This is a genomic window from Streptococcus mitis, assembly GCF_002860865.1.
In the GTDB taxonomy this organism is placed as follows: Bacteria; Bacillota; Bacilli; order Lactobacillales; family Streptococcaceae; genus Streptococcus; species Streptococcus mitis_AT.
The window spans coordinates 398,659-423,991 of the sequence record NZ_PKIE01000001.1 but is presented as its reverse complement, the minus strand read 5'-3'; the positions used below and the strand labels follow the sequence as shown (position 1 = coordinate 423,991).

General features: G+C 41.6%; 21 protein-coding genes and 1 tRNA gene. 3 read left to right on the top strand and 19 right to left on the bottom strand.

What is annotated here, in order from left to right; all coding sequences use genetic code 11:
* Positions 1-144: 144 nt before the first annotated feature.
* From CYK18_RS02150 to zwf, 3 genes are all read left to right on the top strand, one after another.
* Positions 145-2,310, top strand: coding sequence for an ABC transporter substrate-binding protein/permease (locus tag CYK18_RS02150; protein ID WP_101784776.1), 2,166 nt, complete (start codon positions 145-147; stop codon positions 2,308-2,310).
* Positions 2,310-3,050 (top strand): amino acid ABC transporter ATP-binding protein, encoded by a 741-nt coding sequence (locus tag CYK18_RS02145; RefSeq protein WP_001096321.1) that lies wholly within the window; start codon positions 2,310-2,312, stop codon positions 3,048-3,050. The genes CYK18_RS02150 and CYK18_RS02145 overlap by 1 nt, the downstream gene beginning before the upstream one ends.
* Before the next feature lie 150 nt (positions 3,051-3,200).
* On the top strand, positions 3,201-4,688 hold the full coding sequence (zwf, locus tag CYK18_RS02140) for a glucose-6-phosphate dehydrogenase (RefSeq protein ID WP_049501794.1): 1,488 nt from the start codon (positions 3,201-3,203) through the stop codon (positions 4,686-4,688).
* A 45-nt stretch (positions 4,689-4,733) separates the two neighbouring features.
* Here the strand turns inward: zwf and ftsY are convergent, their stop codons facing one another.
* The 19 genes from ftsY to CYK18_RS02040 form a co-directional block, all read right to left on the bottom strand.
* Positions 4,734-6,023, bottom strand: coding sequence for a signal recognition particle-docking protein FtsY (ftsY, locus tag CYK18_RS02135; protein ID WP_101784774.1), 1,290 nt, complete (start codon positions 6,021-6,023; stop codon positions 4,734-4,736).
* Positions 6,024-6,026: 3 nt separating this feature from the next.
* On the bottom strand, positions 6,027-6,845 hold the full coding sequence (locus tag CYK18_RS02130) for a Cof-type HAD-IIB family hydrolase (protein ID WP_033687075.1): 819 nt from the start codon (positions 6,843-6,845) through the stop codon (positions 6,027-6,029).
* Entirely contained in the window at positions 6,845-7,639 is a 795-nt protein-coding gene (locus CYK18_RS02125; RefSeq protein WP_101781811.1) for a Cof-type HAD-IIB family hydrolase, read from the bottom strand. The genes CYK18_RS02130 and CYK18_RS02125 overlap by 1 nt, the downstream gene beginning before the upstream one ends.
* Positions 7,636-11,175 carry a chromosome segregation protein SMC gene (gene smc, locus CYK18_RS02120; protein WP_101784772.1) on the bottom strand — a complete coding sequence of 1,180 codons (3,540 nt, stop codon included), beginning with the start codon at positions 11,173-11,175 and terminating at the stop codon, positions 7,636-7,638. The genes CYK18_RS02125 and smc overlap by 4 nt, the downstream gene beginning before the upstream one ends.
* Positions 11,166-11,864 carry a ribonuclease III gene (gene rnc / locus CYK18_RS02115; RefSeq protein WP_020901436.1) on the bottom strand — a complete coding sequence of 233 codons (699 nt, stop codon included), beginning with the start codon at positions 11,862-11,864 and terminating at the stop codon, positions 11,166-11,168. Before rnc ends, smc begins: the two co-directional genes overlap by 10 nt.
* Positions 11,865-12,152: 288 nt before the next feature.
* A tRNA-Arg gene (locus CYK18_RS02105) sits at positions 12,153-12,224 on the bottom strand.
* Between the two features lie 66 nt (positions 12,225-12,290).
* Entirely contained in the window at positions 12,291-13,277 is a 987-nt protein-coding gene (locus CYK18_RS02100; protein ID WP_000931164.1) for a GMP reductase, read from the bottom strand.
* A 198-nt stretch (positions 13,278-13,475) separates the two neighbouring features.
* Positions 13,476-14,255: an L-threonylcarbamoyladenylate synthase gene (locus CYK18_RS02095; protein WP_000160505.1), complete on the bottom strand. Its 780-nt coding sequence runs from the start codon at positions 14,253-14,255 to the stop codon at positions 13,476-13,478.
* Positions 14,256-14,282: 27 nt separating this feature from the next.
* Positions 14,283-14,876 carry a 3-isopropylmalate dehydratase small subunit gene (gene leuD, locus CYK18_RS02090; RefSeq protein WP_101781807.1) on the bottom strand — a complete coding sequence of 198 codons (594 nt, stop codon included), beginning with the start codon at positions 14,874-14,876 and terminating at the stop codon, positions 14,283-14,285.
* A gap of 9 nt (positions 14,877-14,885) precedes the next feature.
* Positions 14,886-16,268, bottom strand: coding sequence for a 3-isopropylmalate dehydratase large subunit (gene leuC / locus CYK18_RS02085; RefSeq protein WP_101784770.1), 1,383 nt, complete (start codon positions 16,266-16,268; stop codon positions 14,886-14,888).
* Positions 16,269-16,271: 3 nt separating this feature from the next.
* Entirely contained in the window at positions 16,272-16,541 is a 270-nt protein-coding gene (locus tag CYK18_RS02080) for a DUF1294 domain-containing protein (RefSeq protein WP_101784767.1), read from the bottom strand.
* Positions 16,538-17,575, bottom strand: a complete 1,038-nt coding sequence (gene leuB / locus CYK18_RS02075) for a 3-isopropylmalate dehydrogenase (RefSeq protein WP_101784765.1) — start codon at positions 17,573-17,575, stop codon at positions 16,538-16,540. Before leuB ends, CYK18_RS02080 begins: the two co-directional genes overlap by 4 nt.
* 11 nt (positions 17,576-17,586) lie before the next feature.
* Positions 17,587-19,149, bottom strand: a complete 1,563-nt coding sequence (locus CYK18_RS02070; RefSeq protein ID WP_033677351.1) for a 2-isopropylmalate synthase — start codon at positions 19,147-19,149, stop codon at positions 17,587-17,589.
* A gap of 304 nt (positions 19,150-19,453) precedes the next feature.
* Positions 19,454-20,110, bottom strand: coding sequence for an MmcQ/YjbR family DNA-binding protein (locus CYK18_RS02065; RefSeq protein ID WP_101781799.1), 657 nt, complete (start codon positions 20,108-20,110; stop codon positions 19,454-19,456).
* A 43-nt stretch (positions 20,111-20,153) separates the two neighbouring features.
* Positions 20,154-20,786, bottom strand: coding sequence for a copper homeostasis protein CutC (locus CYK18_RS02060; protein ID WP_101781797.1), 633 nt, complete (start codon positions 20,784-20,786; stop codon positions 20,154-20,156).
* Between the two features lie 92 nt (positions 20,787-20,878).
* Positions 20,879-21,238, bottom strand: a complete 360-nt coding sequence (locus tag CYK18_RS02055) for a YbaN family protein (RefSeq protein ID WP_101781795.1) — start codon at positions 21,236-21,238, stop codon at positions 20,879-20,881.
* A gap of 257 nt (positions 21,239-21,495) precedes the next feature.
* Complete coding sequence (topA, locus tag CYK18_RS02050; RefSeq protein WP_101784762.1) at positions 21,496-23,583, bottom strand: type I DNA topoisomerase; 2,088 nt, start codon at positions 23,581-23,583, stop codon at positions 21,496-21,498.
* Between the two features lie 117 nt (positions 23,584-23,700).
* Entirely contained in the window at positions 23,701-24,549 is an 849-nt protein-coding gene (gene dprA, locus CYK18_RS02045) for a DNA-processing protein DprA (RefSeq protein WP_101781791.1), read from the bottom strand.
* An 87-nt stretch (positions 24,550-24,636) separates the two neighbouring features.
* Positions 24,637-25,323, bottom strand: a complete 687-nt coding sequence (locus CYK18_RS02040; RefSeq protein ID WP_101784760.1) for a sugar phosphate nucleotidyltransferase — start codon at positions 25,321-25,323, stop codon at positions 24,637-24,639.
* Between the last annotated feature and the right edge of the window lie 10 nt (positions 25,324-25,333).

Genomic DNA, 25,333 nt, shown 5'->3' with positions numbered 1-25,333 from the left:
ACTATTATTATAGCACTTTATAGTAGCAATTCAAGAAAGAAAAGGAAAAAACAATGTTATATTTTCTGACACAGAAATATAAAAATTTGCCTTTTTTTACTTTTTCTGATATAATGGGAAAATATTCGGAAAAGGAGACTAAAAATGAAGAAAAAATTTCTAGCATTTTTGCTAATTTTATTCCCAATTTTCTCATTAGGTATTGCGAAAGCAGAGACAATTAAGATTGTTTCTGATACCGCCTACGCACCTTTTGAGTTTAAAGATTCAGATCAAACTTATAAAGGAATTGATGTTGACATTATTAATAAAGTCGCAGAGATTAAAGGATGGAATATTCAGATGTCCTATCCTGGATTTGATGCAGCGGTAAATGCGGTTCAAGCTGGTCAAGCTGACGCTATCATGGCAGGGATGACAAAGACGAAAGAACGTGAAAAAGTTTTCACCATGTCTGATACTTACTATGATACAAAAGTTGTCATTGCAACTACAAAGGCACACAAGATTAGTAAATATGACCAATTAACTGGCAAAACCGTTGGTGTTAAAAACGGAACAGCCGCTCAACGTTTCCTAGAAACGATTAAAGATAAATACGGCTTTACTATTAAAACATTTGACACTAGTGATTTGATGAACAACAGCTTGAGTGCTGGTGCCATCGATGCCATGATGGATGACAAACCTGTTATCGAGTATGCCATTAACCAAGGTCAAGACCTCCATATTGAAATGGATGGTGAAGCTGTCGGAAGTTTTGCTTTCGGTGTTAAAAAAGGAAGCAAATACGAGCACCTAGTCACTGAATTTAACCAAGCCTTGGCTGAAATGAAAAAAGATGGTAGTCTTGATAAAATCATCAAGAAATGGACTGCTTCATCATCTTCAGCAGTGCCAACCACAACTACTCTAGCAGGCTTAAAAGCCATTCCTGTTAAAGCTAAATACATTATTGCCAGCGATTCTTCTTTTGCACCTTTTGTTTTCCAAAACTCAAGTAACCAATTTACTGGTATTGATATGGAATTGATTAAGGCAATCGCTAAAGACCAAGGTTTTGAAATTGAAATTACCAACCCTGGTTTTGATGCTGCTATCAGTGCTGTTCAAGCTGGTCAAGCTGATGGTATCATTGCTGGTATGTCTGTCACTGATGCTCGTAAGGCAACTTTTGACTTCTCAGAATCATACTACACTGCCAATACTATCCTTGGTGTCAAAGAATCAAGCAATATTGCTTCTTATGAAGATTTGAAAGGGAAGACAGTTGGTGTTAAAAACGGAACTGCTTCTCAAACATTCCTAACAGAAAATCAAAACAAATACGGTTACAAAATCAAAACATTTGCTGATGGTTCTTCAATGTATGACAGTTTGAATACTGGTGCCATCGATGCCGTTATGGATGATGAACCTGTTCTCAAATATTCTATCAGCCAAGGTCAAAAATTGAAAACTCCAATCGCTGGAACTCCAATCGGTGAAACAGCCTTTGCCGTTAAAAAAGGATCAAATCCTGAATTGATTGAAATGTTCAATAACGGACTTGCAAACCTTAAAGCAAACGGAGAATTCCAAAAGATTCTTGATAAATACCTAGCTAGCGAATCTTCATCTGCTTCAACAAGCACTGTTGATGAGACAACTATCTGGGGCTTGCTTCAAAATAACTACAAACAGCTCCTTAGCGGGCTTGGCATCACTCTTGCTCTAGCTCTTATCTCATTTGCTATTGCTATTGTTATCGGGATTATCTTCGGTATGTTTAGCGTTAGCCCCTACAAATCTCTTCGTGTGATTTCTGAGATTTTCGTTGACGTTATCCGTGGTATTCCTTTGATGATTCTTGCAGCCTTCATCTTCTGGGGAATTCCAAACTTCATCGAGTCTATTACAGGCCAACAAAGTCCAATTAACGACTTCGTAGCCGGTACCATTGCCCTCTCACTCAATGCGGCTGCTTATATCGCTGAAATCGTTCGTGGTGGTATTCAGGCCGTTCCAGTTGGCCAAATGGAAGCCAGCCGAAGCTTGGGTATCTCTTATGGAAAAACCATGCGTAAGATTATCTTGCCACAAGCAACTAAATTGATGTTGCCAAACTTTGTTAACCAATTCGTTATCGCTCTTAAAGATACAACCATCGTATCTGCTATCGGTTTGGTTGAACTCTTCCAAACTGGTAAGATTATCATCGCCCGTAACTACCAAAGTTTCAAGATGTATGCAATCCTTGCTATCTTCTATCTTGTAATTATCACACTTTTGACTAGACTAGCGAAACGCTTAGAAAAGAGGATTCGTTAATGGCAAAATTAAAAATTGATGTAAATGATTTACACAAAAACTACGGAAAAAATGAAGTCCTAAAAGGAATTACGACTAAGTTCTATGAAGGAGATGTTGTTTGTATCATCGGTCCTTCAGGTTCTGGTAAGTCAACCTTCCTCCGTAGCCTCAATCTTCTAGAAGAAGTCACTAGTGGTCACATCACTGTGAACGGTTATGACTTAACTGAAAAAACAACCAACGTTGACCACGTCCGTGAAAATATCGGAATGGTTTTCCAACACTTCAATCTCTTCCCACACATGTCTGTATTGGACAACATTACTTTTGCTCCAATTGAGCACAAGTTGATGACTAAGGAAGAAGCTGAGAAATTGGGAATGGAGTTGCTTGAAAAGGTTGGACTAGCAGATAAAGCTAATGCTAACCCAGATAGCCTATCAGGTGGTCAAAAACAACGTGTGGCTATCGCTCGTGGACTAGCAATGAATCCAGACATCATGCTCTTTGATGAACCAACTTCTGCCCTTGACCCTGAGATGGTCGGAGACGTACTAAACGTTATGAAGGAATTGGCTGAGCAAGGTATGACCATGATTATCGTAACCCATGAGATGGGATTTGCTCGTCAGGTTGCCAACCGCGTTATCTTTACTGCAGATGGCGAGTTCCTTGAAGACGGAACACCAGATCAAATCTTTGACAACCCACAACACCCACGTCTGAAAGAGTTCTTGGACAAGGTCTTAAACGTTTAAACTTAAACTGTAAGGATTTCCTTGCAGTTTTTTTCTATCTCGTATTGGATTTTTTGATTTTTCGGAAAATTATGTTAGAATTAAGTTTATGAAATGAGGTTTCCTCATACCTAGCAGGACTAGGAATAAAAATAGAAATTAGGTAGCTAGATGTCATCTAAGGTTATTGTTACAATTTTTGGTGCGAGTGGAGACCTGGCTAAACGCAAGCTCTACCCTTCCCTTTTTAGACTATATAAATCCGGCAATCTTTCCGAGCACTTTGCAGTTATTGGCACTGCTCGTCGTCCTTGGAGCAAGGAATATTTTGAATCTGTTGTAGTCGAATCGATCCTTGATTTGGCAGATAGTACCGAACAGGCTCAAGAGTTCGCTAGCCACTTCTACTATCAAAGTCATGATGTCAATGATACGGAACACTACATTGCATTGCGTCAATTGCAGGCTGAACTAAATGATAAGTACCAAGCTGAACACAACAAGCTCTTCTTCTTATCTATGGCTCCTCAATTCTTTGGAACCATTGCTAAGCACCTCAAGTCTGAAAACATTGTAGATGGAAAAGGTTTTGAGCGCTTAATCGTTGAGAAACCATTTGGTACAGATTACGCAACTGCAAGCAAGTTGAATGACGAGCTCCTAGCAACATTTGATGAAGAACAAATTTTCCGTATCGACCATTATCTTGGTAAGGAAATGATCCAAAGTATCTTTGCAGTTCGCTTTGCAAACTTGATTTTTGAAAACGTTTGGAACAAAGACTTTATCGACAATGTTCAAATTACCTTTGCGGAGCGCTTGGGTGTAGAAGAACGTGGTGGCTACTATGACCAATCTGGTGCCCTCCGTGACATGGTACAAAACCATACACTACAACTTCTTTCTCTCCTTGCCATGGACAAGCCAGCAAGCTTCACAAAAGACGAGATTCGTGCTGAAAAGATTAAGGTCTTTAAAAACCTCTATCATCCAACTGATGAAGAACTTAAAGAACACTTTATCCGTGGTCAATACCGTTCAGGTAAGATTGATGGCATGAAATATATCTCTTATCGTAGCGAGCCAAATGTGAATCCAGAATCAACAACTGAAACCTTTGCATCTGGTGCCTTCTTTGTAGACAGCGATCGCTTCCGTGGCGTTCCTTTCTTCTTCCGTACTGGTAAACGTCTGACTGAAAAAGGAACTCATGTCAACATCGTCTTTAAACAAATGGACTCTATCTTTGGTGAGCCACTTGCTCCAAACATTTTGACCATCTATATCCAACCAACAGAAGGATTCTCTCTTAGCCTAAATGGGAAGCAAGTAGGAGAAGAATTCAACTTGGCTCCTAACTCACTTGATTACCGTACAGACGCGACCGCAACTGGTGCTTCTCCAGAACCATACGAGAAATTGATTTATGATGTCCTAAATAACAACTCAACTAACTTTAGCCACTGGGATGAAGTTGGTGCGTCATGGAAATTGATTGACCGTATCGAAGAGCTCTGGGCTGAAAACGGTGCCCCACTTCATGATTATAAAGCTGGAAGTATGGGACCTCAAGCCAGCTTTGACTTACTTGAAAAATTCGGTGCCAAATGGACTTGGCAACCAGATATCGCCTATCGTCAAGATGGTCGTTTAGAATAAAAAAATTTCCTGCAAGTTTGTAGCTTGCAGGATTTTTGTTTCTGATTAGATTAAGCCTTCTAAGAGACCCTTCATAAAGTTTTCTGAGTTAAACTCTCCAATATCATCGATTTTTTCACCAAAACCAATCAATTTTACAGGAATATTGAGTTCTTCACGGATGGCTAAAACAACACCACCTCGAGCAGTTCCATCAATCTTAGTCAAGACAATTCCAGTTAATGGCGTGATTTTAGAAAATTCTTTGGCCTGTACTAGGGCATTTTGACCTGTTGATGCATCAAGTGCCAAGAAGGTTTCATGAGGCGCTTCTGGCACAACACGTTTGATGATACGTCCAATCTTCTCCAACTCAGCCATAAGGTTGTCCTTGTTTTGCAGACGACCAGCGGTGTCAATCATAAGAATATCGATACCTTCAGCTACAGCACGTTCCATGCCATCAAAGACTACACTAGCTGGGTCAGCTTTTTCAGGTCCAGTTACAACTGGAACGTCCACACGACGGCCCCATTCAGCTAGCTGGGCTACCGCCCCTGCACGGAAGGTATCTGCCGCAACCAGCATGACCTTCTTACCAGCTTGTTTATAGCGGTGGGCTAGTTTCCCGATAGAAGTTGTTTTCCCGACACCATTAACCCCAACAAAGAGCATGACTGTCAAGCCATCTTGGAAGTGGATACTTTCATCATAGTTGCCATCCTTTTCATAAAGCTCAACCAATTTCTCAATGATGACACGGCGAAGTGCGTCAGTTTTCTTTGCGTTTTCAAGCTTGGCTTCGTAGCGTAACTCCTCGGTTAAGTTAGAAGCGACCTGGACACCAACGTCACTCATAATCAGCAGTTCTTCCAGTTCCTCGAAAAATTCTTCATCAACAGAGCGGAAATTGGCAAAGAAGGCGTTCAAGCGGGCACCGAAGCCTGTACGAGTTTTCTTGAGACTGCGGTCATATTTTTCCTGAACAGTTTCTTCTACCTGAGGCCTTTCTGCTTCAAGCACTTCAGAACTATTTTCTTCTACAGTCTCTAGGAGCTCAGTATTCTCTTCCTCTGTGACTTCTTCTGAGTTTGGGAATTCTTCGACTTCTTCTTGATGAACCTCTACAACTGGCTCTGAATCATAATTTTCTTCAACAGTTTTTTTGATTTCCTCCTCTTCAATCACAGGCTCTTCAGAACTTTCAACCTCTGCTTCTTCTTGAGGAACTTCCTCAGTTTCTGTGAAGGCAGGCTCAACATCTTCAGACAAATCAAGATTTTCCAGAGCTTCTTTTACAACTTCTTCGATTTTAGGTTCTTCTTTTTTTCCGAATAGACGGTCAAACAATCCCATATCTTAGTTCTCCTTTAGCACATATTCTTCGATAACCCAGGCGACAGCTTCCTCATCATTGGTCATAGGAGTTACCACATTTGCGACTGCCTTAACTTCAGGAACAGCATTTTGCATGGCAACACCGAGCCCTGCCCATTCAATCATAGAAAGGTCATTGGCCTCGTCACCACATGCCATGACTTGGCTTTGGTCAATTCCAAGATGGCTGATTAGTTTTGCCAAGCCTGTTGCTTTATGAACATTCTTTGGTGACCACTCTAGCAACATTTCACGTGATTTAAAGATTTCATATTGGTCAAACAATTCTGGAGAAATCTTCTGAATAGCTGCATCCAAGGGTTCTTGAGCAAAGGCAGTCACGCATTTATTGTAGGTCATCTGACTAGACAAGTCTTCAAAGTCCACTGGAACAAAGGTCAATGCTGGATTAAATTTGGCATAAAGACTTTCTTGGTCAGATTGAATTTGATAAACAGTTCCTTCTGAAATAGCATCAAGAGGCAGTGATAATTTTTCTGTTTCCTCATACAAACGTGCTACATCGTCGTATGAAAAGACTGTCTTATCAAGAATTTCACCTGTATTTTTCTGAACCAAACCACCATTAAAAGTAATGGTATACTCATCTTCATGTCCGTCAGTCCCTAGCTCATGTAGAAAGAAATCCATAGCTTTTAAGGGACGACCAGTTGTCAATACGACCTTGATACCACGATCACGCGCAGCTTTCAAGGTTGCCTTGGTACGATCCGTAAGTCTTTTATCAGTAGTTAACAAAGTCCCGTCCAAGTCCAATGCAATCAATTTTATATCTGCCATTATAAGCCCTCCATATAAGCTATAACCGACTGGTCCTTATGGTGACCAATCACAGTCTCTGCTAATTCTAAAATTTCTGGTCGTGCATTTTCAGGAGCTATAGGATGACCGACAACCTGCATCATGTGTAAGTCATTTAGATTGTCTCCAAAAGCCATAACCTGATCCATTGTGATACCAAGTTTTTTAGCTAATTCAACAATGGCCACTCCCTTATCGACATAGTCCAGAACAATATCAATAGATTCAAAGCCAGTTGTCATGGCCTTAACACCAGGAACGTTTTCGTTTACCCAAGCTTCCCCAGCTTCAAGCGTTTCTTCTGTGAAGTTGGTTGTAAATTTGAAAATATCATCTGTGATAGCTTCCAAACTCACTACTTTTTGGATGTTTTCATTATAATGCTGGCTCTCTTTCAAATAGGTCTCATCAACCGTATCCAGAACATAAGAGCCTTTTTTGCCCGTCAAGAGCAATTTATTGATATCGACATAAGGTGACGTTTTCAGCTTTTCAAAAGTCGTCAAATAAAACTCACGAGACATGGTCGCTTCATACAAGTCTTGACCTTGATATTCGACCAAACTGCCATTTTCCGCGATGAAAATAATGTCGTCACGAACATTAGCAAATAATTTTTCTAGAGATAGAAATCCGCGCCCCGAAGCCACCGCAAAGTAAATCCCTTTTTCCTTATAAGAAACCAAGAGAGACTGGAGGCGGTCCATATCAAAGCGCCCATTCCCATCTAGGAAGGTTCCGTCCATATCCGTTGCTACTAGTTTAATTGTCATCCTTCAATACTTTCTAAATCTTTTAACTTAACTGAAACAATTTTTGAGACACCTGATTCTTGCATGGTCACTCCATAGATGGAATCGGCCGCTGCCATGGTTCCCTTACGGTGGGTTACGACAATAAATTGACTGTCCTTATCAAAGCGGTTGAGATAATCTCCAAAACGTTTAACATTGGCTTCATCCAGTGCAGCCTCAACCTCATCCAAGATAACAAACGGGATGGTCTTAACTCGAATGATAGAGAAAAGCAAGGCTAGAGCCGATAGGGCTTTTTCCCCACCACTCATGAGGTTGAGAGACTGGATTTTCTTGCCTGGTGGTTGGACAGAAATTTCAACCCCAGCTGTCAGCAAGTCTCCCTCAGTCAAAATCAGGTCAGCCTGACCTCCACCAAACATCTGCTTGAAGGTCACTTTAAAGGACTCACGGATGGCCTCAAAGGTTGATTTAAAGCGGTCTTTGACCTCATCATTCATCTCTGTGATAGTCTCAAGAAGCAGATTTTTCGCTGACAAAATATCATCTCGCTGGCTATTTAGGAAATCCAGACGGCTGTGAACTTCTTCGTACTGTTCAATAGCTTCCAAATTGACAGGACCCAGTGAGCGAATAGCCTTCTCTAAATCCTTAACCTCTTGCTCTGCCAGATTGAGATTTTCCAACTCATGCGCCTTTTCTAGAGCTTCAGTATAGCTAATCTGATACTGGTCTGTTAATTGACTTTGTAGATGGCGCAAGCGCTCGCTGACCTTTTCTTTCTTGGCTTCAGCACGAGTTTGCTTTCGAATCCACTCTTCATTCTGCTGGCGAGCCTGATCCAAATGACTGGCAATATCATCCAGCTGACCTTCTATATCATCTAATTCAAACTGCTTGCGAATCAAACCTTGTTGGAGATTTGTTTTCTGAGTTTTGGCTTCTTCGGCCTGCTGACTAAGCAATTCTGTATCAACCTTCTCAAGATTATCAACCTTTTCTTGAAGAAGGCGCTGGATTTCCTCTTGTTCGATATCTAAATTGTCCAATTCTTTGCCTAAACGTTCAATATCCGCAACTTCGTAACGTTTTTGCCCTTGCAGTTCTGTCTTAAGCAGGCGAGCTTGCGCTACCTCTTCCTGCAAATTTTGATAGCGTTCTTGGATGGCATTTTTGTTAGACTTAATCTCTTCAATCTCAACTTCCAGATTTTGCTTGTCACTGGCAATAGTAGCAAGACGCTCTTGGCATTTTTCCTTATCTGCTTGCCAATCTCCATCAGAAAGACGATTTAATTCCTCTTCTTGGAGTTTCCAAAGAGTTTCTAGCTCTTCAACTTGCTGACTGGTCTGCTGATAAGCGAGGGACAAGCCTTGCTCCTGAATACGGGCCTGCTCCCCCTGAGATTTGATGGTTTCTAATCTTTCTATCAATCTAGCCATCTCATCTTGCAAGGACTTCAAACTCGCCTCTTCTGAACGCAAGCTTGCTTCTTCTTCAGCAATTTCTTTTTGCAATTGTTCCAGCTCTGGCTTGATGAAAATGCTGTTATTCTGGCGATTGGCACCACCCGCATAAGAACCACCTGTGCGCAACTCTGTGCCGTCCAAAGTGACCATACGAACCTGATAACGAACTTGGCGAGCTGCTGCACGCGCGTGTTCTACGGTATCAAAGATAGCCGTCGTAGCTAGCAAGTTCTTGAAAATGGATTCTAGTCTAGTATCAAAAGTAACCAATTCATCTGCCATGCCCAAAAATCCCGGACTTGCTGCGATAGTATCTTGGTTCTGGCTAGAAATTGTACGGGCCTTGATAGTCGTCAAGGGAAGGAAGGTCGCACGACCGGCTCTGTTCCGTTTGAGGAAATCAATGGCTCTAGTTGCCGACTCTTCATCTTCTACGATGATATGCTGACTGCTTGCCCCTAAGGCAATCTCTAGAGCAGTTTGATAATGAACATCAAAGGTCAGGTGCTCACTGACTGCACCAATAATCCCACCAAGGCGGTCTTTTTCTTGGAGAACACTCTTAACACCCGCGTAAAAGTTGCTATGATTTCTCAGGATATTTTCCAAACTTTGAGCTCTGGCCTGCTTGTTTTTAAGACTGTCCAGACGGTCAAATAGTTGACTTTGTTGAGCTTGATAGGAAGCTTTCTGCTCCTCTTGCTCCTTGGCACAGACTTGATAGTCTGCCAATAATTTTTGAACCTGCTCCTTGGCAGTTTCAAGCTCAGCCTCTTGCTGACTAGCCTTCTCTTTAGCTGAATCCAGTTGTTCTTTCAGCTTTTCTAGTTGGTCTGCTTGTTTTTGAGAAAGCTGACGACTATTTTCCAACTCATTCTCGATGCGTGTCAGTTGGTTTGAGACATCCGCTTCTTCTTGTAGAAGAGCTACAAAGCGTTCACGTAAGAGCTCAATCATCTGATCAGGATCATCTGAAAAAGCTAGCAATTCAGCCTCTAAACGATTGAGTTTTTGATTATTTTGGACTAGATTTTCCTTTAAGAGAGCTAAAGATCTTTCCTTATCAGATCTTTCTTTGCTGAGTGAATTTCTCTTATCCTCCAAAGAGGCCAAACGAGCTTGTGCTTCCTGTTGATTGAGGGCTACTTGATCAGATTCTAATTTCGATAGGGCTAATTTTCTCTCTAAATCACTAATCAGACTGGTCAAATCCATCAAACTGCCTTGATCTTTGGCCATTTCAGCCTGTAAATCTTGGCGTTGCTTTTTAAGAGTTTGATTTTCTTCTTCTAATTTTTCACGCTTTTGGTAATAACTCATCAAGAGTTCTTGAACCTGTGCCAACTCTTCTTCTGTCGAGTCTAGTTCAGCTTTATTTTCCTTGATTTGGGCAACCAGCACGTCTAAATAAATGGCCTTACGTTGACCTTCCAAATCTAGAAACTTACGGGCATTTTCAGCTTGCTTCTCAAGAGGCTTGATTTGATTATCCAACTCGTAGATAATGTCCTCTAAGCGGTCTAGATTATCCTGAGTTTGCTGCAGTTTACTCTCAGTTTCTTTTCGACGAGTCTTGTATTTCAAAACTCCAGCAGCCTCTTCGAAAATGGCACGACGTTCTTCAGGCTTGGAATTAAAAATCTCCTCAACCTTCCCTTGGGAAATGATGGAGAAGGAATCTCGTCCCAAACCTGTATCCAAGAAGAGGTCATGAATATCACGGAGACGGACTTTCTTGCCGTCAATCTTGTATTCGCTATCTCCACTACGATAGATATGGCGTTCCACTCTAATTTCTTGACCTGCGTCCTTGATAAATCCGTCATGATTATCCAAAGTCACAACTACAGAAGCATAATTGAGTGGTTTGCGGCTTTCAGTTCCAGCAAAGATAACGTCTGGCATCTTGCCACCACGGAGACTCTTAACACTGGACTCTCCCAATGCCCATCGCAGGCTTTCTGTGATATTTGACTTTCCAGATCCATTGGGTCCAACAACTGCCGTCACACCTTGGTCAAAGACGACCTTAGTCTTATCAGCAAAAGACTTGAATCCCTGAATTTCGATTTCCTTTAAATACATGAATCCAGCCCTTTCTCAACGGCATTTTTGGCAGCTTCCTGCTCTGCTAATTTCTTAGAACGACCTTGACCTTGACCAATGCTCTTGCCTTCAACCAGAACTTCTACATCAAAGACCTTATCGTGGGCAGGCCCTGTTTCAGAAATCACCTGATAACGAATAGCCACATCCCCGTTGACCTGAAGTAACTCTTGGAGATGGGTTTTGTAGTCTGTAATCATCTCAAACTCGCCTGCTTCAACCTTAGGAATCATAACCTGATAAATAAATTCCTTGACCTTAGCCACATCCTTATCCAAAAGGAGGGCACCGAGAAAGGCCTCAAAGGCATCACCAAGAATGGTATCACGATTACGACCACCCGATTTTTCTTCCCCCTTACCCAACTTAATAAACTGGTCAAACTGGCAATCGCGCGCAAAACCAGCCAAACTCTCCTCTCGGACAATCATGGCACGGAGTTTAGACAAGTCACCCTCAGGCTTTTTAGGATATTTTTTATACAGATATTCTGAAATCAATAACTGTAGAACAGCGTCTCCTAAAAATTCCAAGCGTTCATTGTGTGAAATTTTTAAGAGGCGGTGCTCATTGGCATAACTCGTATGAGTAAAGGCAGTTTCCAATAAATTTCTGTCTGCAAATTCGATTGCAAAATGGTTCTTTAGTACAGTTTGTAATTCTTTCATACTAACCTCTTTCTAACTGATAACAGTCCTTTTTATTATATCAAAAAAAGCCCCCTGAGTCACTTTAAAACGGAACTGGAGGGGATTTGGGCACTCTATAGAATATGATTTTCAGTTTTAAACTCTTTGAAAATCTCTTCAAACCACATCAGCTTCGCATTGCCGTACTCAAGTACAGTCTACGGCTAGCTTCCTAGTTTACTCTTTGATTTTCATTCAGTTTTAGGGACAAATTTAGAGCAGTGTAAAGAAAAAAGCCCTATTAAAGGCTTTTTTAGGATGTTTACATCCACCCTGAGGGAATCGAACCCCCATCTCAAGAACCGGAATCTTACGTGATATCCATTACACTAAGAGTGGAAACTTGTTTTATTATAACAGAAATTTGCTCTAATAACAAGTTTTTTTCTAGTGAGATAGGCCGTCTTAGTGGGAAGCATCCCCATTCCAGATAGAGTTTTTCACGATAACATAATCAACATGTTTAAGGTCAGCAACCTGACGTCCACCTGCATAGGAAATAGCACTTTGAAGGTCTTGTTCCATCTCAGTTAAAGTGTCTTGCAGATGACCTTTAGCAGGAAGCAAGATACGTTTGCCTTCCACATTTTTGTAAGCACCTTTTTGATATTGTGAGGCTGAACCGTAATATTCTTTGAACTGTTCACCATCGACCTCAATCGTTTTCCCCGGACTTTCAATATGTCCTGCAAAGAGGGAACCAATCATGACCATGCTGGCACCGAAGCGGATAGACTTGGCAATATCACCGTGAGTACGAATTCCTCCATCAGCGATAATCGGTTTACGCGCAGCCTTGGCACACCAACGGAGAGCAGCCAACTGCCAACCACCTGTACCAAAACCTGTCTTGACCTTGGTGATACAAACCTTACCAGGACCGATTCCGACCTTAGTCGCATCCGCACCAGCATTTTCCAATTCACGCACAGCTTCTGGTGTTCCCACATTTCCAGCAATGACAAAAGTATCTGGCAATTCTTTCTTGATGTGTTGAATCATAGAAATCACGCTATCCGCATGACCATGAGCAATGTCAATCGTGATGTATTCTGGAGCATCAGCCTTGAGCTGGCTGACAAAATCATACTCATAATCCTTAACACCGACAGAGATAGAAGCAATGAGCCCTTGATCGTGCATGCGTTTAATAAAAGGAATGCGTCCTGCCTCATCAAAACGATGCATAATGTAGAAGTAACCCCCTTTAGCCAGTTGCTCTGCTACATTTTCATCCAAAATTGTCTGCATATTAGCTGGCACAACAGGTAGTTTAAAGGTGTGATTTCCTAGAGTGACACTTGTATCCGCTTCTGCACGGCTTTTAATGACACATTTATTTGGGATCAATTGAATATCTTCGTAATCAAAAATTGGAAATTCATTTAACATATCGATGTCTCGTTTCTTTTGTAATGACCTACCTATGCTCTCGCATCACTACGCCTTTTCCGACGTTTCCTTAATTCATTATAAACAAAAGTACAGTTTTTGTCAAATAATTTTATAAATTAAAATATATCGTTCGGTTTTTATTGTGTGAATAACAAAAGAAAGGAGAGATTATTTTCTCCCCACTCCTTCTCTATCCTAATAATACTCACCCTGACGGTAGTCCCATGAGTTAAAGGTGTCTGACAAGTGCATCATAATCTTATCAATGTCAAGCCCTTTGCGGATTACAACTGGAGCTGGTGAAGTTGAACGTGCTCCTCCTTGTTCTGGGATGAGTTTGCCGTCTTTATCAACCATAGAGACCATCACACCTTGCTCGTAGCGAGTTTCAATCGTTTTGTCTGGTTGGATGGATGCCACATAGTCATCTGCCTCGATAACAAGGTCAACAGCTCCTTCGATGCGTTCTCCGATACCTTCTACCTTACCACGGTTTCCTTTTCCAGATGGATTTGCAGAGGAGGCGTAGACCATCTTGCCTTCTTCCCAAAGTTTGGCAGCCAATTGTTCACCAGCTTTCCCAAATTTGATAACAAAACAGCTAGTACCACGCACGTCAGTCATCAGTTCTTCACGACCATCACCGTATGCTTTCAGTTTTTCAAAGGCTTCTGGTTTCCAAGGTAGGATACAACCAAGAAGAATGTCTTCGTCCCAATGTTTTTGGTAGAAGGCTTCAATTTCTGGGTTGAGTTGTGCTAAGGCGCGAAGCTCATCCATGCTACCACAGAGAACAACACCTGGTTTGTTACGGTTACGTTCTTTGGCTTCAAACTTACGTTCAAGACCAGCCTTATCGCTAGTCATGATGATGTAACCAACTTTAGTAGGGCAAACAATACAACCGCCCTCACCTTTTAAAATATCATAGCCTTCTTGTGAAAGTGTTCCGTTCCATTGAATGTGTTTTGTCATAGTTCTATTTCCTTTTCTATTTTTCTTCTAATCCTGCCAATAGGCTGGTCGTTGTTTTTCATATGCAGCAATCAAGTCTTCATACTGCAAGGTAATACCGATATCATCCAAACCATTTAAGAGCTTGTGTTTCCACTCGCTATCGATTTCAAAAGTGAATTCTCCAATTGGTGAGATGATTTTTTGTTGTTCCAAGTCCACAGTTACCTGGTCACTTGGTTTTAGCTGGGCTAGTTTCTCTCTAACCTCTCTAGCCTGAACAATAGGTAACATGCCATTATTGAGTTCATTATTGTAATGAATATCACCGAAAGACCCTGCAATCACGACCTTAAAACCATAGTCTGCTAAGGCCCAAGCTGCATGTTCCCTCGAAGACCCTGCCCCAAAGTTATCCCCTGAGATAAGAATACTGGCTTTACGATATTCAGGTCGGTTAAAGACAAAGTCTGGGTCCTCAGTATACTTGTCATCCAGATAACGCCAAGCATACATGAGGTACTTACCAAAGCCTTTTTTATCAATCAACTTGAGAAACTGCTTGGGTAGGATTTGGTCGGTGTCGATGTTATCATTCATGAGAGGAACGGTCGTTCCCGTATAAACTGTAAATTTCTCCATATCCTCTCCTTACTGGGCTTCTGGCATTAGCCGAACATCTACGAAACGCCCTGCAATAGCTGCTGCTGCTGCCATGGCTGGACTGCAGAGGTGGGTCTTAGCACCAAATCCCTGTCTGTCTTCAAAGTTGCGGTTGCTTGTTGAGGCACAGTGGACACCATCAGGAACCTTGTCCGGATTCATTCCTAGGCACATAGAACAACCTGGGTCTCTCCACTCAAATCCAGCATCCAGAAAGACCTTGTCCAAACCCAACTTCTCAGCAGCTCGTTTGACAGGACGAGAGCCCGGAACCACGATAGCCGTTAAGTTAGGAGCTATTTTCTTCCCTTTGACAAATCGCGCAGCCAGTTGCAAGTCGCTGAGACGAGCATTGGTACAAGAACCGATAAAGATATAGCCTAGTTCAATATCTGCTGGCTTTTGACCTGGCTCCAAGTCCATGTAATTGTAGGCTCGCTCATCATTCATATCCTTAATTTCTGGGAAGCTACTGTCAAAGTCAACCCCCATTGCAGGATTGGTACCCCAGGTCACCATAGGAGCCAATCCTGAGACATCCATCTGGATAACCTTATCGTAAACAGCATCATCATCACTGACAATTGTTTTCCAATCCGCCACAGCCTCTTCGAAATCTTCTGGAACACATTCTCGTCCCTTGAGATAGTCATAAGTCGTCTGATCTGGGTTCATGATTCCCATCTTGGATCCAAACTCGATGGACATATTGCAGATGGTCATTCGCTCTTCCATGCTCAGTGCATCAATAGCTTGTCCACGATATTCCACCACATAGCCAACTCCACAGGCAACACCATACTTGGCAATCAAGGCTAAAATGAAATCCTTGGAATAAACTCCTTTTTGAGGAACTCCAGTGAATTCCACCAGCATTTTCTTGGGTTTGACCTGCCAGAGGGTCTGGGTAGCGAAGACATGTTCGACCTCACTGGTCCCAATTCCAAAAGCGATTGCTCCGAAAGCTCCGTGAGTAGCCGTATGGCTATCTCCGCAGACGATGAATTTTCCTGGCTGGGTCCGTCCTGTCTCTGGACCAACCATGTGAACAATTCCTTGTTTTTCAGAACCATGGGCCGCATGTTCAATTCCAAATTCCTCAACATTTTCAGCCAGCTTATCAATTTGTGCCTTAGAAATCACATCTCGAATATCGTAGATATTGACCGTCGGGACATTGTGGTCAAAGGTTCCAAATGTCAAGTCTGGTCGTCTCAATCTACGACCTGCGTCTCGTAATCCTTGAAAAGCCTGAGGGCTGGTCACTTCATGAATATAGTGCTGGTCCACATACATGAGTTGGGGCTGCCCCTCTTCTCCTGTGATGACATGACGGTCCCATAATTTATCAAAAATCGATTTTCCTGCCATCCATTACCTCCAAATAAAATATAAGGCTACTAGTGTGGACACCATCCCGAGAAACCAAACTGTTTTAAAATACCATTTTCGAGTCTTGTGGTGAAAGATGATTCCTGCTAGCCAGGCACCAAAACCACCACAAGTAAAGGCTAAAATAAGTAAGATTTTCTCAGGAATGCGCCAAGCTCTTCTCCTCGCCTTAGATTTGTCAATACCATAAATCAAGAAAACCATGACATTCCAAATCAAAAGGACTAGAGTAATTTTTTCGTCTAACTTCATAACCTTGCAATAATAGCTTCTGTCATTTCCTTGGTCGAAGCCTGTCCACCTATATCTCTCGTTAAAATGCCAGCTGCCAAACTTGCCTCAACAGCACGCTCGATACGCTCTGCATCCTCATAACGTCCAAAACTATCTCTCAACATCATGGCCACTGATAAAATCATGGAAATAGGATTGGCAATTCCTTGACCAGCAATATCAGGTGCTGAACCGTGAATAGGTTCATAGAGACTTGGGCCATTTTCGGAGTGACTGGCTGATGGCATGACTCCAAGTGTACCAGATAGAACGCTCGATTCATCAGAGAGAATATCTCCGAAAAGATTTTCTGTCACGATGACATCAAACTTAGCAGGATTGGTAATCATGAGCATGGCAGCTGAGTCGACTAGCTGGTGCTCCAAGGTTACATCTGGGAAATCCTGTGCGACCTTCTCAGCTACTTTCCGCCAGAGTTTTGAAGTTGCCAACACATTTTGCTTATCGATACTAGTAACGATTTTTCTGCGATTTCTTGCAATTTCAAAGGCTTTGCGAATAATCCGCTCCACTTCCTCATAGCTATAGTCGTTGATATCACGCGCTTTGCGCTCTTCAAGGATATGATCTCCAAAGTAAATCCCGCCTGTCAACTCCCGCACCACGACAAAGTCTACACCAGCAATTCGTTCCGGTTTGAGTGGTGACAAATGCTTGAGACTGTCAAAGATTTTTACAGGGCGAATATTAGCGTAAAGATTGAGTTCCTTACGGAGAGCTAGCAAGCCTTGTTCAGGCCGAACCGCTGCTCCATCATACTGGGGACTACCAATAGCTGCTAGGAGAATGGCATCTGCTTCTCTACTTGCCTTGAGGGTTTCATCAGGTAAGGGATTCCCTGCTGCATCAATACCTGCACCTCCAAAAGGTCGTCTATCAATCTCATAGTCAAAACCTGTTTTTTCAGCTAGAGCTTCCAGAACCTCTAAACCAGCGTCCATGATTTCTGGGCCGATTCCGTCCCCTGCTAGAGCTACTATTTTCTTTGTCATAGCCTTCTCCTTTACACACTAGGCATGTCGCGATAGGAAACGCTACGTCCCATCTCGCCAGCATTCTCTTTTTGAACAAAGGTATTAGCATTGATATAGGCAATAGCCGAAGCCTTCAATACATCGAAATCAAGACCTGCTGCGTTAAAGATGGTTTCTGTATCTCTGTTTTCAACAGTAACCAAGACACGAGCTTGAGCATCAATTCCATCTGTCACCGCATCAATGGTATAGGACACCAAGCGGACAGATTGGTTAAAGAACTTATCAATAGCGTTAAAGATCGCTTCAACGGAACCTTGCCCTGTCGCATTAAATTCGACTTTCTCACCATCCATATTGGCCAGGCTAACGAGTGCTTCAATGTCATTATCTGCATGAGTTTGAAGTTGTAAATCATCAAAGTGGAATCCTTCTGGATTTTCAACCATGGTTCCAGCTACCAGCGCACGAATATCTGCATCTGTGATTTCTTGTTTCTTATCTGCCAGAGCCTTGAACTTAGCGAAGAGTGGTTTGATGTCCTCTTCTGTAAAGTCTAGGGCCAATTCTCTTAGTTTCTCGACAAAGGCATGGCGACCTGACAATTTTCCAAGTGGAAGGCTATTACTCTTAACACCGACTAATTCAGGAGTGATGATTTCATAGGTAAGAGGATTTTTAAGGACTCCGTCTTGGTGAATACCAGATTCGTGAGAAAAGGCATTGCCACCGACCACAGCCTTGTTTTTAGGAACTGGAATTCCTGAGAAGCGAGAAACCATTTCTGACGTATTGATGGTCTCATTTAGGACAATACTGGTTTCTGCTTGGTAGTAATCTTGGCGAATATTGAGAGCAACTGCTATTTCTTCCAAAGCAGCATTTCCAGCTCTCTCACCAATACCGTTGATAGTTCCTTCAACACGTCCTGCCCCATTCTTGACGGCAGCAAGGCTATTAGCTACTGCCATTCCAAGATCATCATGACAGTGAGGTGAATAGATGATCTGGCGATCCGTCTTGACATTCTCAATCAGGTATTTGAAGATGGCTCCATATTCCTCTGGTGTGGTAAATCCTACCGTATCAGGAATATTGATATAAGACGCCCCTGCATCAACCGCTGTTTGAACAACTTGCAAGAGGAAATCCAACTCTGTTCTGGTCGCATCTTCAGGAGAGAATTCGACCACTTCAAACTTAGAACGGGCATAAGAAACATGCTCCTTAATAGCTTCCAAAATCTCTTCCTTGCTCTTATTGAGCTTATACTTACGATGAATCGGACTGGTAGCGATAAAGACGTGAACCTGTGGATACTTGGCATCCTTGAGGGCCTCGTAACAAGCATCAATATCAGACTTGACCGAACGTGCCAAACCAGTCACCGCTGTTTTCTTCAAGACCTTAGCAATCTCCTGCACTGCTGTGAATGAATCAGGACTCGCCGCTGGAAAACCAGCTTCTATGGCTGAAATGCCCCATTTCTCCAGCTGTCTTGCAATGGCAATTTTTTCCTTGATTGAAAAATTAACACCAGGTGTCTGTTCTCCATCCCGAAGGCTGGTATCTAGAAATTCAACTGTTCTCATAAGATTTCCCCTTTTCCAAATGTGGTTTTTAAAAAAACATCTCGCTTAGAAGTCCAAGCGAGATGTTGATTCACTCCCGCTTGGTAAGCCAAACAGGACTAATGCTTTTTGCACTAGCCCGAGTACCTCAACAACAAAGCGAATTGATTAAACTTAGCTGTTTTCATGTTTGACTTTCTCCTTCGTTTGATATCTTGTTTAGTATTTTAGCATAGACAAAACTACTTGTCAAGAAAAAATCCAATATTTTCTGAAAATTTCTTCAGTATAGAATATTTAGCTAATTGAAAATCCTTGAAATGTTTCATTTTTTAGAAGTTAAATTCCAACTTTTTTCTATCAATTCCAGTACTATTTCATCTGATAAAGTATCATCAAAAGCCACACTAATCCAGTAGCGTTTGTTCATATGAAAAGCTGAATAAATTCCCTTTTTTAAAAGTAAGTCAGCTACTTGGTCATGCTTGAGGTTGACTGCTTCCACTAATCCTTCTCTACCCTTTTCCAGCTTATCCCAAGAGATTCTCATCAAGACGGCATACCACTTTTTATTACTTTCATGTCTTAACACTGCCGTATCAGGCGATTTCTCCCACAGATACTCCAACTGATTTCCGTACTTTTCCTGAATCTGAGCCATGATACGCTTAGTCTGAGGACAGATAAAATCCTGCACATCAAAACAAGCCTTCCGAATCTGGTAGAGAATCTCCAGACAAGCCTCACGGACACTTGCAACAAAACTTCCTGTCATACTTTCCATATGAACTTGAGGATAGAGGTCACCCATTTCCTGATCAAAGACCTGAAAACTCACATTATCAGCAGTGATGGACACAGTCATGACAAAGTCACCCTGCAAAATCTGGCAACTATAGATCCAGACTCCACTACTTTCTACAAAACCATAAGCATAAGCCTTTTCTTGATTAAACTGATAGGATTTAAAAATTTCAAACATAAGTGAAAACTGCTACCCAAAGCTAGCAGTTCCTTTCTATTTTTTAAAAGACAACCTTGGTTCCGTGCAATTGTGTCACACCTAGCTGGTCGATAAAGGTTTGACGGTTGTCCAAGTCAATCCCCCCACCTGGTAAAATTTCAATTTTACCTTTAGCATGTTCCAAAATTCTGTGGTAGTGAGCAAAACGCTTTTCTAGTGAATCGCCAGACACACCCGCACGAGTCAGGATACGAGTGACTCCAGCTTGGCTAAGCCAGTCAATAGCTTCCAACTGGTCTTCATCACTCAATTCATCAAAGGCCATATGAAAGACAATTTCCATTCCTTTTGATGCCGCAATTAGCTTCTCCAGATTAGGCATATCCAACTTCTTATCAGCAGTTAAAACCCCAAATACAACTCCTTGACTTCCAGCCTGAGCAGTCAACCGAATGTCTTCTAGCATAATAGCAATTTCCATATCATTATAGACAAAGTCGCCACCACGTGGCCGAATCATGGTCATAATGGTCGTATCATAGTTAGCTGCCAGTTCAACTGCTGCCTTAGCTACTCCATAGCTAGGGGTTGTCCCACCAACTGCTAGATTGTCACAAAGTTCGATTCGACGAGCTCCAGCCTGCATCGCTTTTTCAAGCAAGGTCACATTCTCAGCACAAAATTCGTAAATCATTTGATTCTCCTTGAAGATTACTTTAAATTTATTATATCATATTGTTGTGAATATACTTTCAATTTTATCAAGGCAAATAACTACTATTTTAACTATTCTCTGTCTGGAATAACCTTAAAGAGATAATAGGTGATAAAGATGGTCAAAGCACCTAGACCGATTTTGACTGGTAAGAGAGGAGCAAAATAAATGGAAATTCCCATCAAGACGTAGATAGAGACAATAATCTTTTTTTTACGTTCACGCGCAATAGACTTAGTCTCGCGAAAATCAGCAACATATGCTTGATAGAGCTTGGTATGATACAACCAATCTTCGAAGCGCTTGGAACTTCTTGAGAAACAAGCAATAGACAACAAAAGAAAAGGCGTTGTAGGCAACAAGGGTAAAACAACCCCAACAATAGCCAAGGCCAGTGATAAAAAACCAATAATTAGATAAATAATACGCATAACTTCTCCTAGTTAATACTCTTCGAAAATCTCTTCAAACCGCGTCAACGTCGCCTTGACGTAGGTATGGTTCCTGACTTCGTCAGTCTTATCTGCAACCTCAAAGCAGTGCTTTGAGCAACCTGCGGTTAGTTTCCTAGTTTGCTCTTTGATTTTCATTGAGTATAAAATAATCTTCCTCTAGTTTCGCATAAAATGATGAATTTTGTCAAGTTCCAACCAAAAGGAGCCTGAAATTCACTTTCAGGACTCTCTTCTTATTTAATCTTTTCTTCTTCGTAGTCACCCTTGCTACAAACAATCTGCTTGCCACCACCACGGACTTTTTTCTCCATGAGGAAGTTGCCACATTTTGGACAGTCACGACCAACAGGCTTGTCCCAAGAGGTAAATTCACAGTCTGGATAGCGATTGCAACCATAGAAAAGGCGGTTACGTTTGGTTTTGCGTTCAATGATTTGTCCCTGATGACAACTTGGACACTCAACACCGATTTCTTTCACGATTGCTTGGGTATGACGGCAATCTGGGAAATTGCTACAAGCGTAGAACTTACCAAATCGACCAAGTTTAATAACCATTGGACTGCCACACACTTCACAATCAAATCCAGCTGGTTCATCCTTGATCTGGATTTTCTCCATTTCTTCTTCAGCCTTGGCAACCTCTTTAGAGAAAGGTTTGTAAAAGGCATCAATGACACGTTGCCACTGCTCTTTTCCGACTTCGACGTCATCCAGTTTGCCTTCCATTTCAGCTGTAAAGGTCACGTTTACGATATCTGGGAAATATTCAACGATGAGCTTGTTGACAATTTCTCCCAACTCTGTCGGTTCAAAACGTTTGGATGCAAGGCGAACATAATAACGTTTCTGAATAGTTTCAATGGTTGGTGCGTAAGTTGACGGACGGCCAACCCCATTTTCCTCCAAGGTCTTGATCAGTGTCGCTTCAGAATAACGAGCAGGCGGTTGGGTGAAATGTTGCTCTGGTTTGCTATTGACCTGTTTGACCACATCTCCAACAGCCATATCTGGTAACATTTTATTCTTGTCAGAATCATTATAAATGGCAAGATAACCATCAAACTTAACCTGACTACCATTAGCGGTAAATTGGACCCCATTTTGAGACAATTTAACAGCCATGGTATCAAAGACAGCAGCTGTCATCTGACTCGCTACAAAACGATTCCAGATAAGGGTATAAAGCTTGAGCTGATCCTTATCCAGATACTTAGCGATGCTTTCAGGTGTATTAGAAACGCTAGACGGGCGAATAGCCTCGTGGGCATCCTGAGCTCCTGAAGCATTTTTGACCTTGCTACCATGCTTAGAATACTTGCTACCAAAACGGTCCGTAATGAAGCTTGCTGCCTCATTTTGCGCTACAGGACTGATACGAGTCGAATCGGTACGCATATAGGTAATCAAACCTTGAACACCAGAACCGATATTAATTCCTTCATAGAGCTGTTGGGCAACCATCATGGTCTTTCGAGTACGGAAGTTAATTTTATTGGCAGCATCCATCTGCATAGATGAAGTGGTATAGGGTAAAGGAGCATTGCGTTTGCGCTCTTTCTTATCCACCTGATCCACTGAAAAATCTTTGCTAGTCAGACGAGACAAGACTTCCTTGACCTCATCATTGCTAGTCAGTTTCAACTTTTTGCCGTCTACTCCATAGAAGGAAGCCTGAAATTGCTTGGTTCCCTTTTTAAAGACAGCATCAATTGTCCAGTATTCTTCAGGCTGAAAGGCATTAATTTCATTCTCACGGTCAATGATAAGTTTAAGGGCAATGGACTGAACGCGACCTGCTGACAAGCCCTTCTTGACCTTCTTCCACAAAATAGGCGAAATCGAATAGCCTACCAAGCGGTCCAAGACACGACGAGCCTGTTGGGCATCGACCAAGTCCATATCAATCTTGCGTGGCTCTTTGAAAGCATTTTTGACCGCATCCTTGGTGATTTCATTGAAGACCACACGGTTAGCATCATTTTCATCCAAGTTGAGAATGTGAGCCAAATGCCAAGAAATCGCTTCTCCTTCACGGTCCGGGTCACTCGCCAGAAAGACTTTATTAGCTTTTTTGGCTTCTTTTTTCAAGTCATTGATAAGAGGTCCTTTTCCTCGGATATTGATATATTGCGGTTCATAATTATTTTCAATATCGACTGACATACTGGATTTCTTCAAATCACGGATATGCCCGACACTGGCTAAAACCTTGTAGTTCCTGCCGAGGTATTTTTCAATCGTCTTAGCCTTAGCTGGCGACTCCACGATTACTAGATTTTTTTTAACTGTTGATTTTTTCTTTTTTGTTGCCGTAGCCACAGTATCACACCTTTTCAAAGTAATAAACTTTATAAAGTGTAAACCATTTTGCCATAACTGTCAAGACTTAGCTCCTATATATAGAAGAAAAGTTGGTTTAGAAAGGGAAATTTTATCTTAAAATTCAAATTCTGCAAGCACATCCTGCCCACTGGTGACCAATTTTGCACCTTCTTGAATCAAATGATGGCAACCGTCTGATAGTCCATCTAAAATGCTACCAGGTATAGCAAAGACATCGCGTCCTTCTTCCATTGCTCTCTCACAGGTAATGAGACTACCTGAACGCATCTTAGCCTCTGCTACAATCACGCCACGACAAAGTCCAGCAATGATGCGATTACGGGCAGGAAAATGAAATTTCAGAGGTTGTTCGCCAGGTCCATATTCACTGAGAACCAGATGATCATTGCCGATGTAGTCTTGCAAGCGTTTATTGGCTTTAGGATAAAACACATCCAGTCCTGTTCCAATCACTGCAATGGTTTTTCCGCCATTCTGAAGAGCTGCCATATGAGCTGCTGTGTCAATTCCCTTGGCTAGTCCACTGACGATAACCAGTTCATTTTCCAAGTCCTGAATGACTTTTTCAACTGACTTAGCTCCCTGTTTGCTACAAGCACGACTACCCACGACCGCTACCTTAGGAAATTTCAAGAGATCCAGATTTCCCTTGTAAAATAAAAGCACAGGTGCATCATATATTTCACTCAAATCCCAAGGATAACAGTCATCTAAAATAGAGAAAGATGGAAATTTTTGAAACTCCTTATCCAGATGCGCATCGTCTATCTGAAAATAACGTTCCATAAAAACAGCTGGATTTCTGCAACCTGATATATCTGCAATATCTCCTAACAACAGTTCTTGATCGACATTTTCACCGTATTCTAGAACTTTCAAAACCTGTTGATTGGTCAAACCTGATTTTTTTAACTTATAGATTTCATAGTTTGTAATTTTCATAAATAACTCCATTTCTTTTTCTACTCATCTATTTATTCGTAAAAAATCAAAAAAACATCCGACTATTTCAGCCAGATGTTGGAATTTTTAATTTTCGTTTTTAAGAATTTTTTCTAATTTATGATAGTCTTGGACACTATCGATCTCATAGATGCTATTGCCTTCTAGTTCTTCAACATAGACATCTAGCTCTTTGATATTGTCCTTAACCATATTGTCCCAATAGAGATCAACAAATTCACCACTTGCATAGGCCTTATCGATAAAGCTGACAATCTTTTCTGCAGTTGGAGCATCCCAGAAGGATACACCACTAAGGATGCGACCTGCCTTACTATCAACAGTAATGTCTTGAACCTTGTAGTCATCTCCATAGACCAAGAACCATTCGTTGGTACAATCTTCACGATAAACACTAAAATAAGTCGAACGTGTCAAATCATTGCGGAACATATTTTTAAAGAGATAATTGTCAGCATCAATAACATAGCTGTTTGCCAATTCTTCTTTTACAAGATAGAGAGAGTAAAAGTTATTGTAGTCAGCGTATTTATCATTGAAAACGAGGCGAACACCATATTTTTCTTTTAAGTAATCGAATTGTTCTTTAAGGTAACCAACGATGATGATGTCATTGATTCCTTTTTCTTTGAGAAACTCAATTTGGTATTCAATCAAAGGTTTTTGATTAACTTGAACCAAGGCTTTAGGGGTATTTTCAGTCATAGGACGCAAGCGAGTTCCCAATCCCGCTGCTAAAATAATGGCTTTCACACGAATTTCC

Coding starts and splice junctions, on each gene's coding strand:
- CYK18_RS02150 (WP_101784776.1), top strand. CDS start 145: ATGAAGAAAAAATTTCTAGCATTTTTGCTAATTTTATTCCCAATTTTC.
- CYK18_RS02145 (WP_001096321.1), top strand. CDS start 2,310: ATGGCAAAATTAAAAATTGATGTAAATGATTTACACAAAAACTACGGA.
- zwf (WP_049501794.1), top strand. CDS start 3,201: ATGTCATCTAAGGTTATTGTTACAATTTTTGGTGCGAGTGGAGACCTG.
- ftsY (WP_101784774.1), bottom strand. CDS start 6,023: ATGGGATTGTTTGACCGTCTATTCGGAAAAAAAGAAGAACCTAAAATC.
- CYK18_RS02130 (WP_033687075.1), bottom strand. CDS start 6,845: ATGGCAGATATAAAATTGATTGCATTGGACTTGGACGGGACTTTGTTA.
- CYK18_RS02125 (WP_101781811.1), bottom strand. CDS start 7,639: ATGACAATTAAACTAGTAGCAACGGATATGGACGGAACCTTCCTAGAT.
- smc (WP_101784772.1), bottom strand. CDS start 11,175: ATGTATTTAAAGGAAATCGAAATTCAGGGATTCAAGTCTTTTGCTGAT.
- rnc (WP_020901436.1), bottom strand. CDS start 11,864: ATGAAAGAATTACAAACTGTACTAAAGAACCATTTTGCAATCGAATTT.
- CYK18_RS02100 (WP_000931164.1), bottom strand. CDS start 13,277: ATGTTAAATGAATTTCCAATTTTTGATTACGAAGATATTCAATTGATC.
- CYK18_RS02095 (WP_000160505.1), bottom strand. CDS start 14,255: ATGACAAAACACATTCAATGGAACGGAACACTTTCACAAGAAGGCTAT.
- leuD (WP_101781807.1), bottom strand. CDS start 14,876: ATGGAGAAATTTACAGTTTATACGGGAACGACCGTTCCTCTCATGAAT.
- leuC (WP_101784770.1), bottom strand. CDS start 16,268: ATGGCAGGAAAATCGATTTTTGATAAATTATGGGACCGTCATGTCATC.
- CYK18_RS02080 (WP_101784767.1), bottom strand. CDS start 16,541: ATGAAGTTAGACGAAAAAATTACTCTAGTCCTTTTGATTTGGAATGTC.
- leuB (WP_101784765.1), bottom strand. CDS start 17,575: ATGACAAAGAAAATAGTAGCTCTAGCAGGGGACGGAATCGGCCCAGAA.
- CYK18_RS02070 (WP_033677351.1), bottom strand. CDS start 19,149: ATGAGAACAGTTGAATTTCTAGATACCAGCCTTCGGGATGGAGAACAG.
- CYK18_RS02065 (WP_101781799.1), bottom strand. CDS start 20,110: ATGTTTGAAATTTTTAAATCCTATCAGTTTAATCAAGAAAAGGCTTAT.
- CYK18_RS02060 (WP_101781797.1), bottom strand. CDS start 20,786: ATGATTTACGAATTTTGTGCTGAGAATGTGACCTTGCTTGAAAAAGCG.
- CYK18_RS02055 (WP_101781795.1), bottom strand. CDS start 21,238: ATGCGTATTATTTATCTAATTATTGGTTTTTTATCACTGGCCTTGGCT.
- dprA (WP_101781791.1), bottom strand. CDS start 24,549: ATGAAAATTACAAACTATGAAATCTATAAGTTAAAAAAATCAGGTTTG.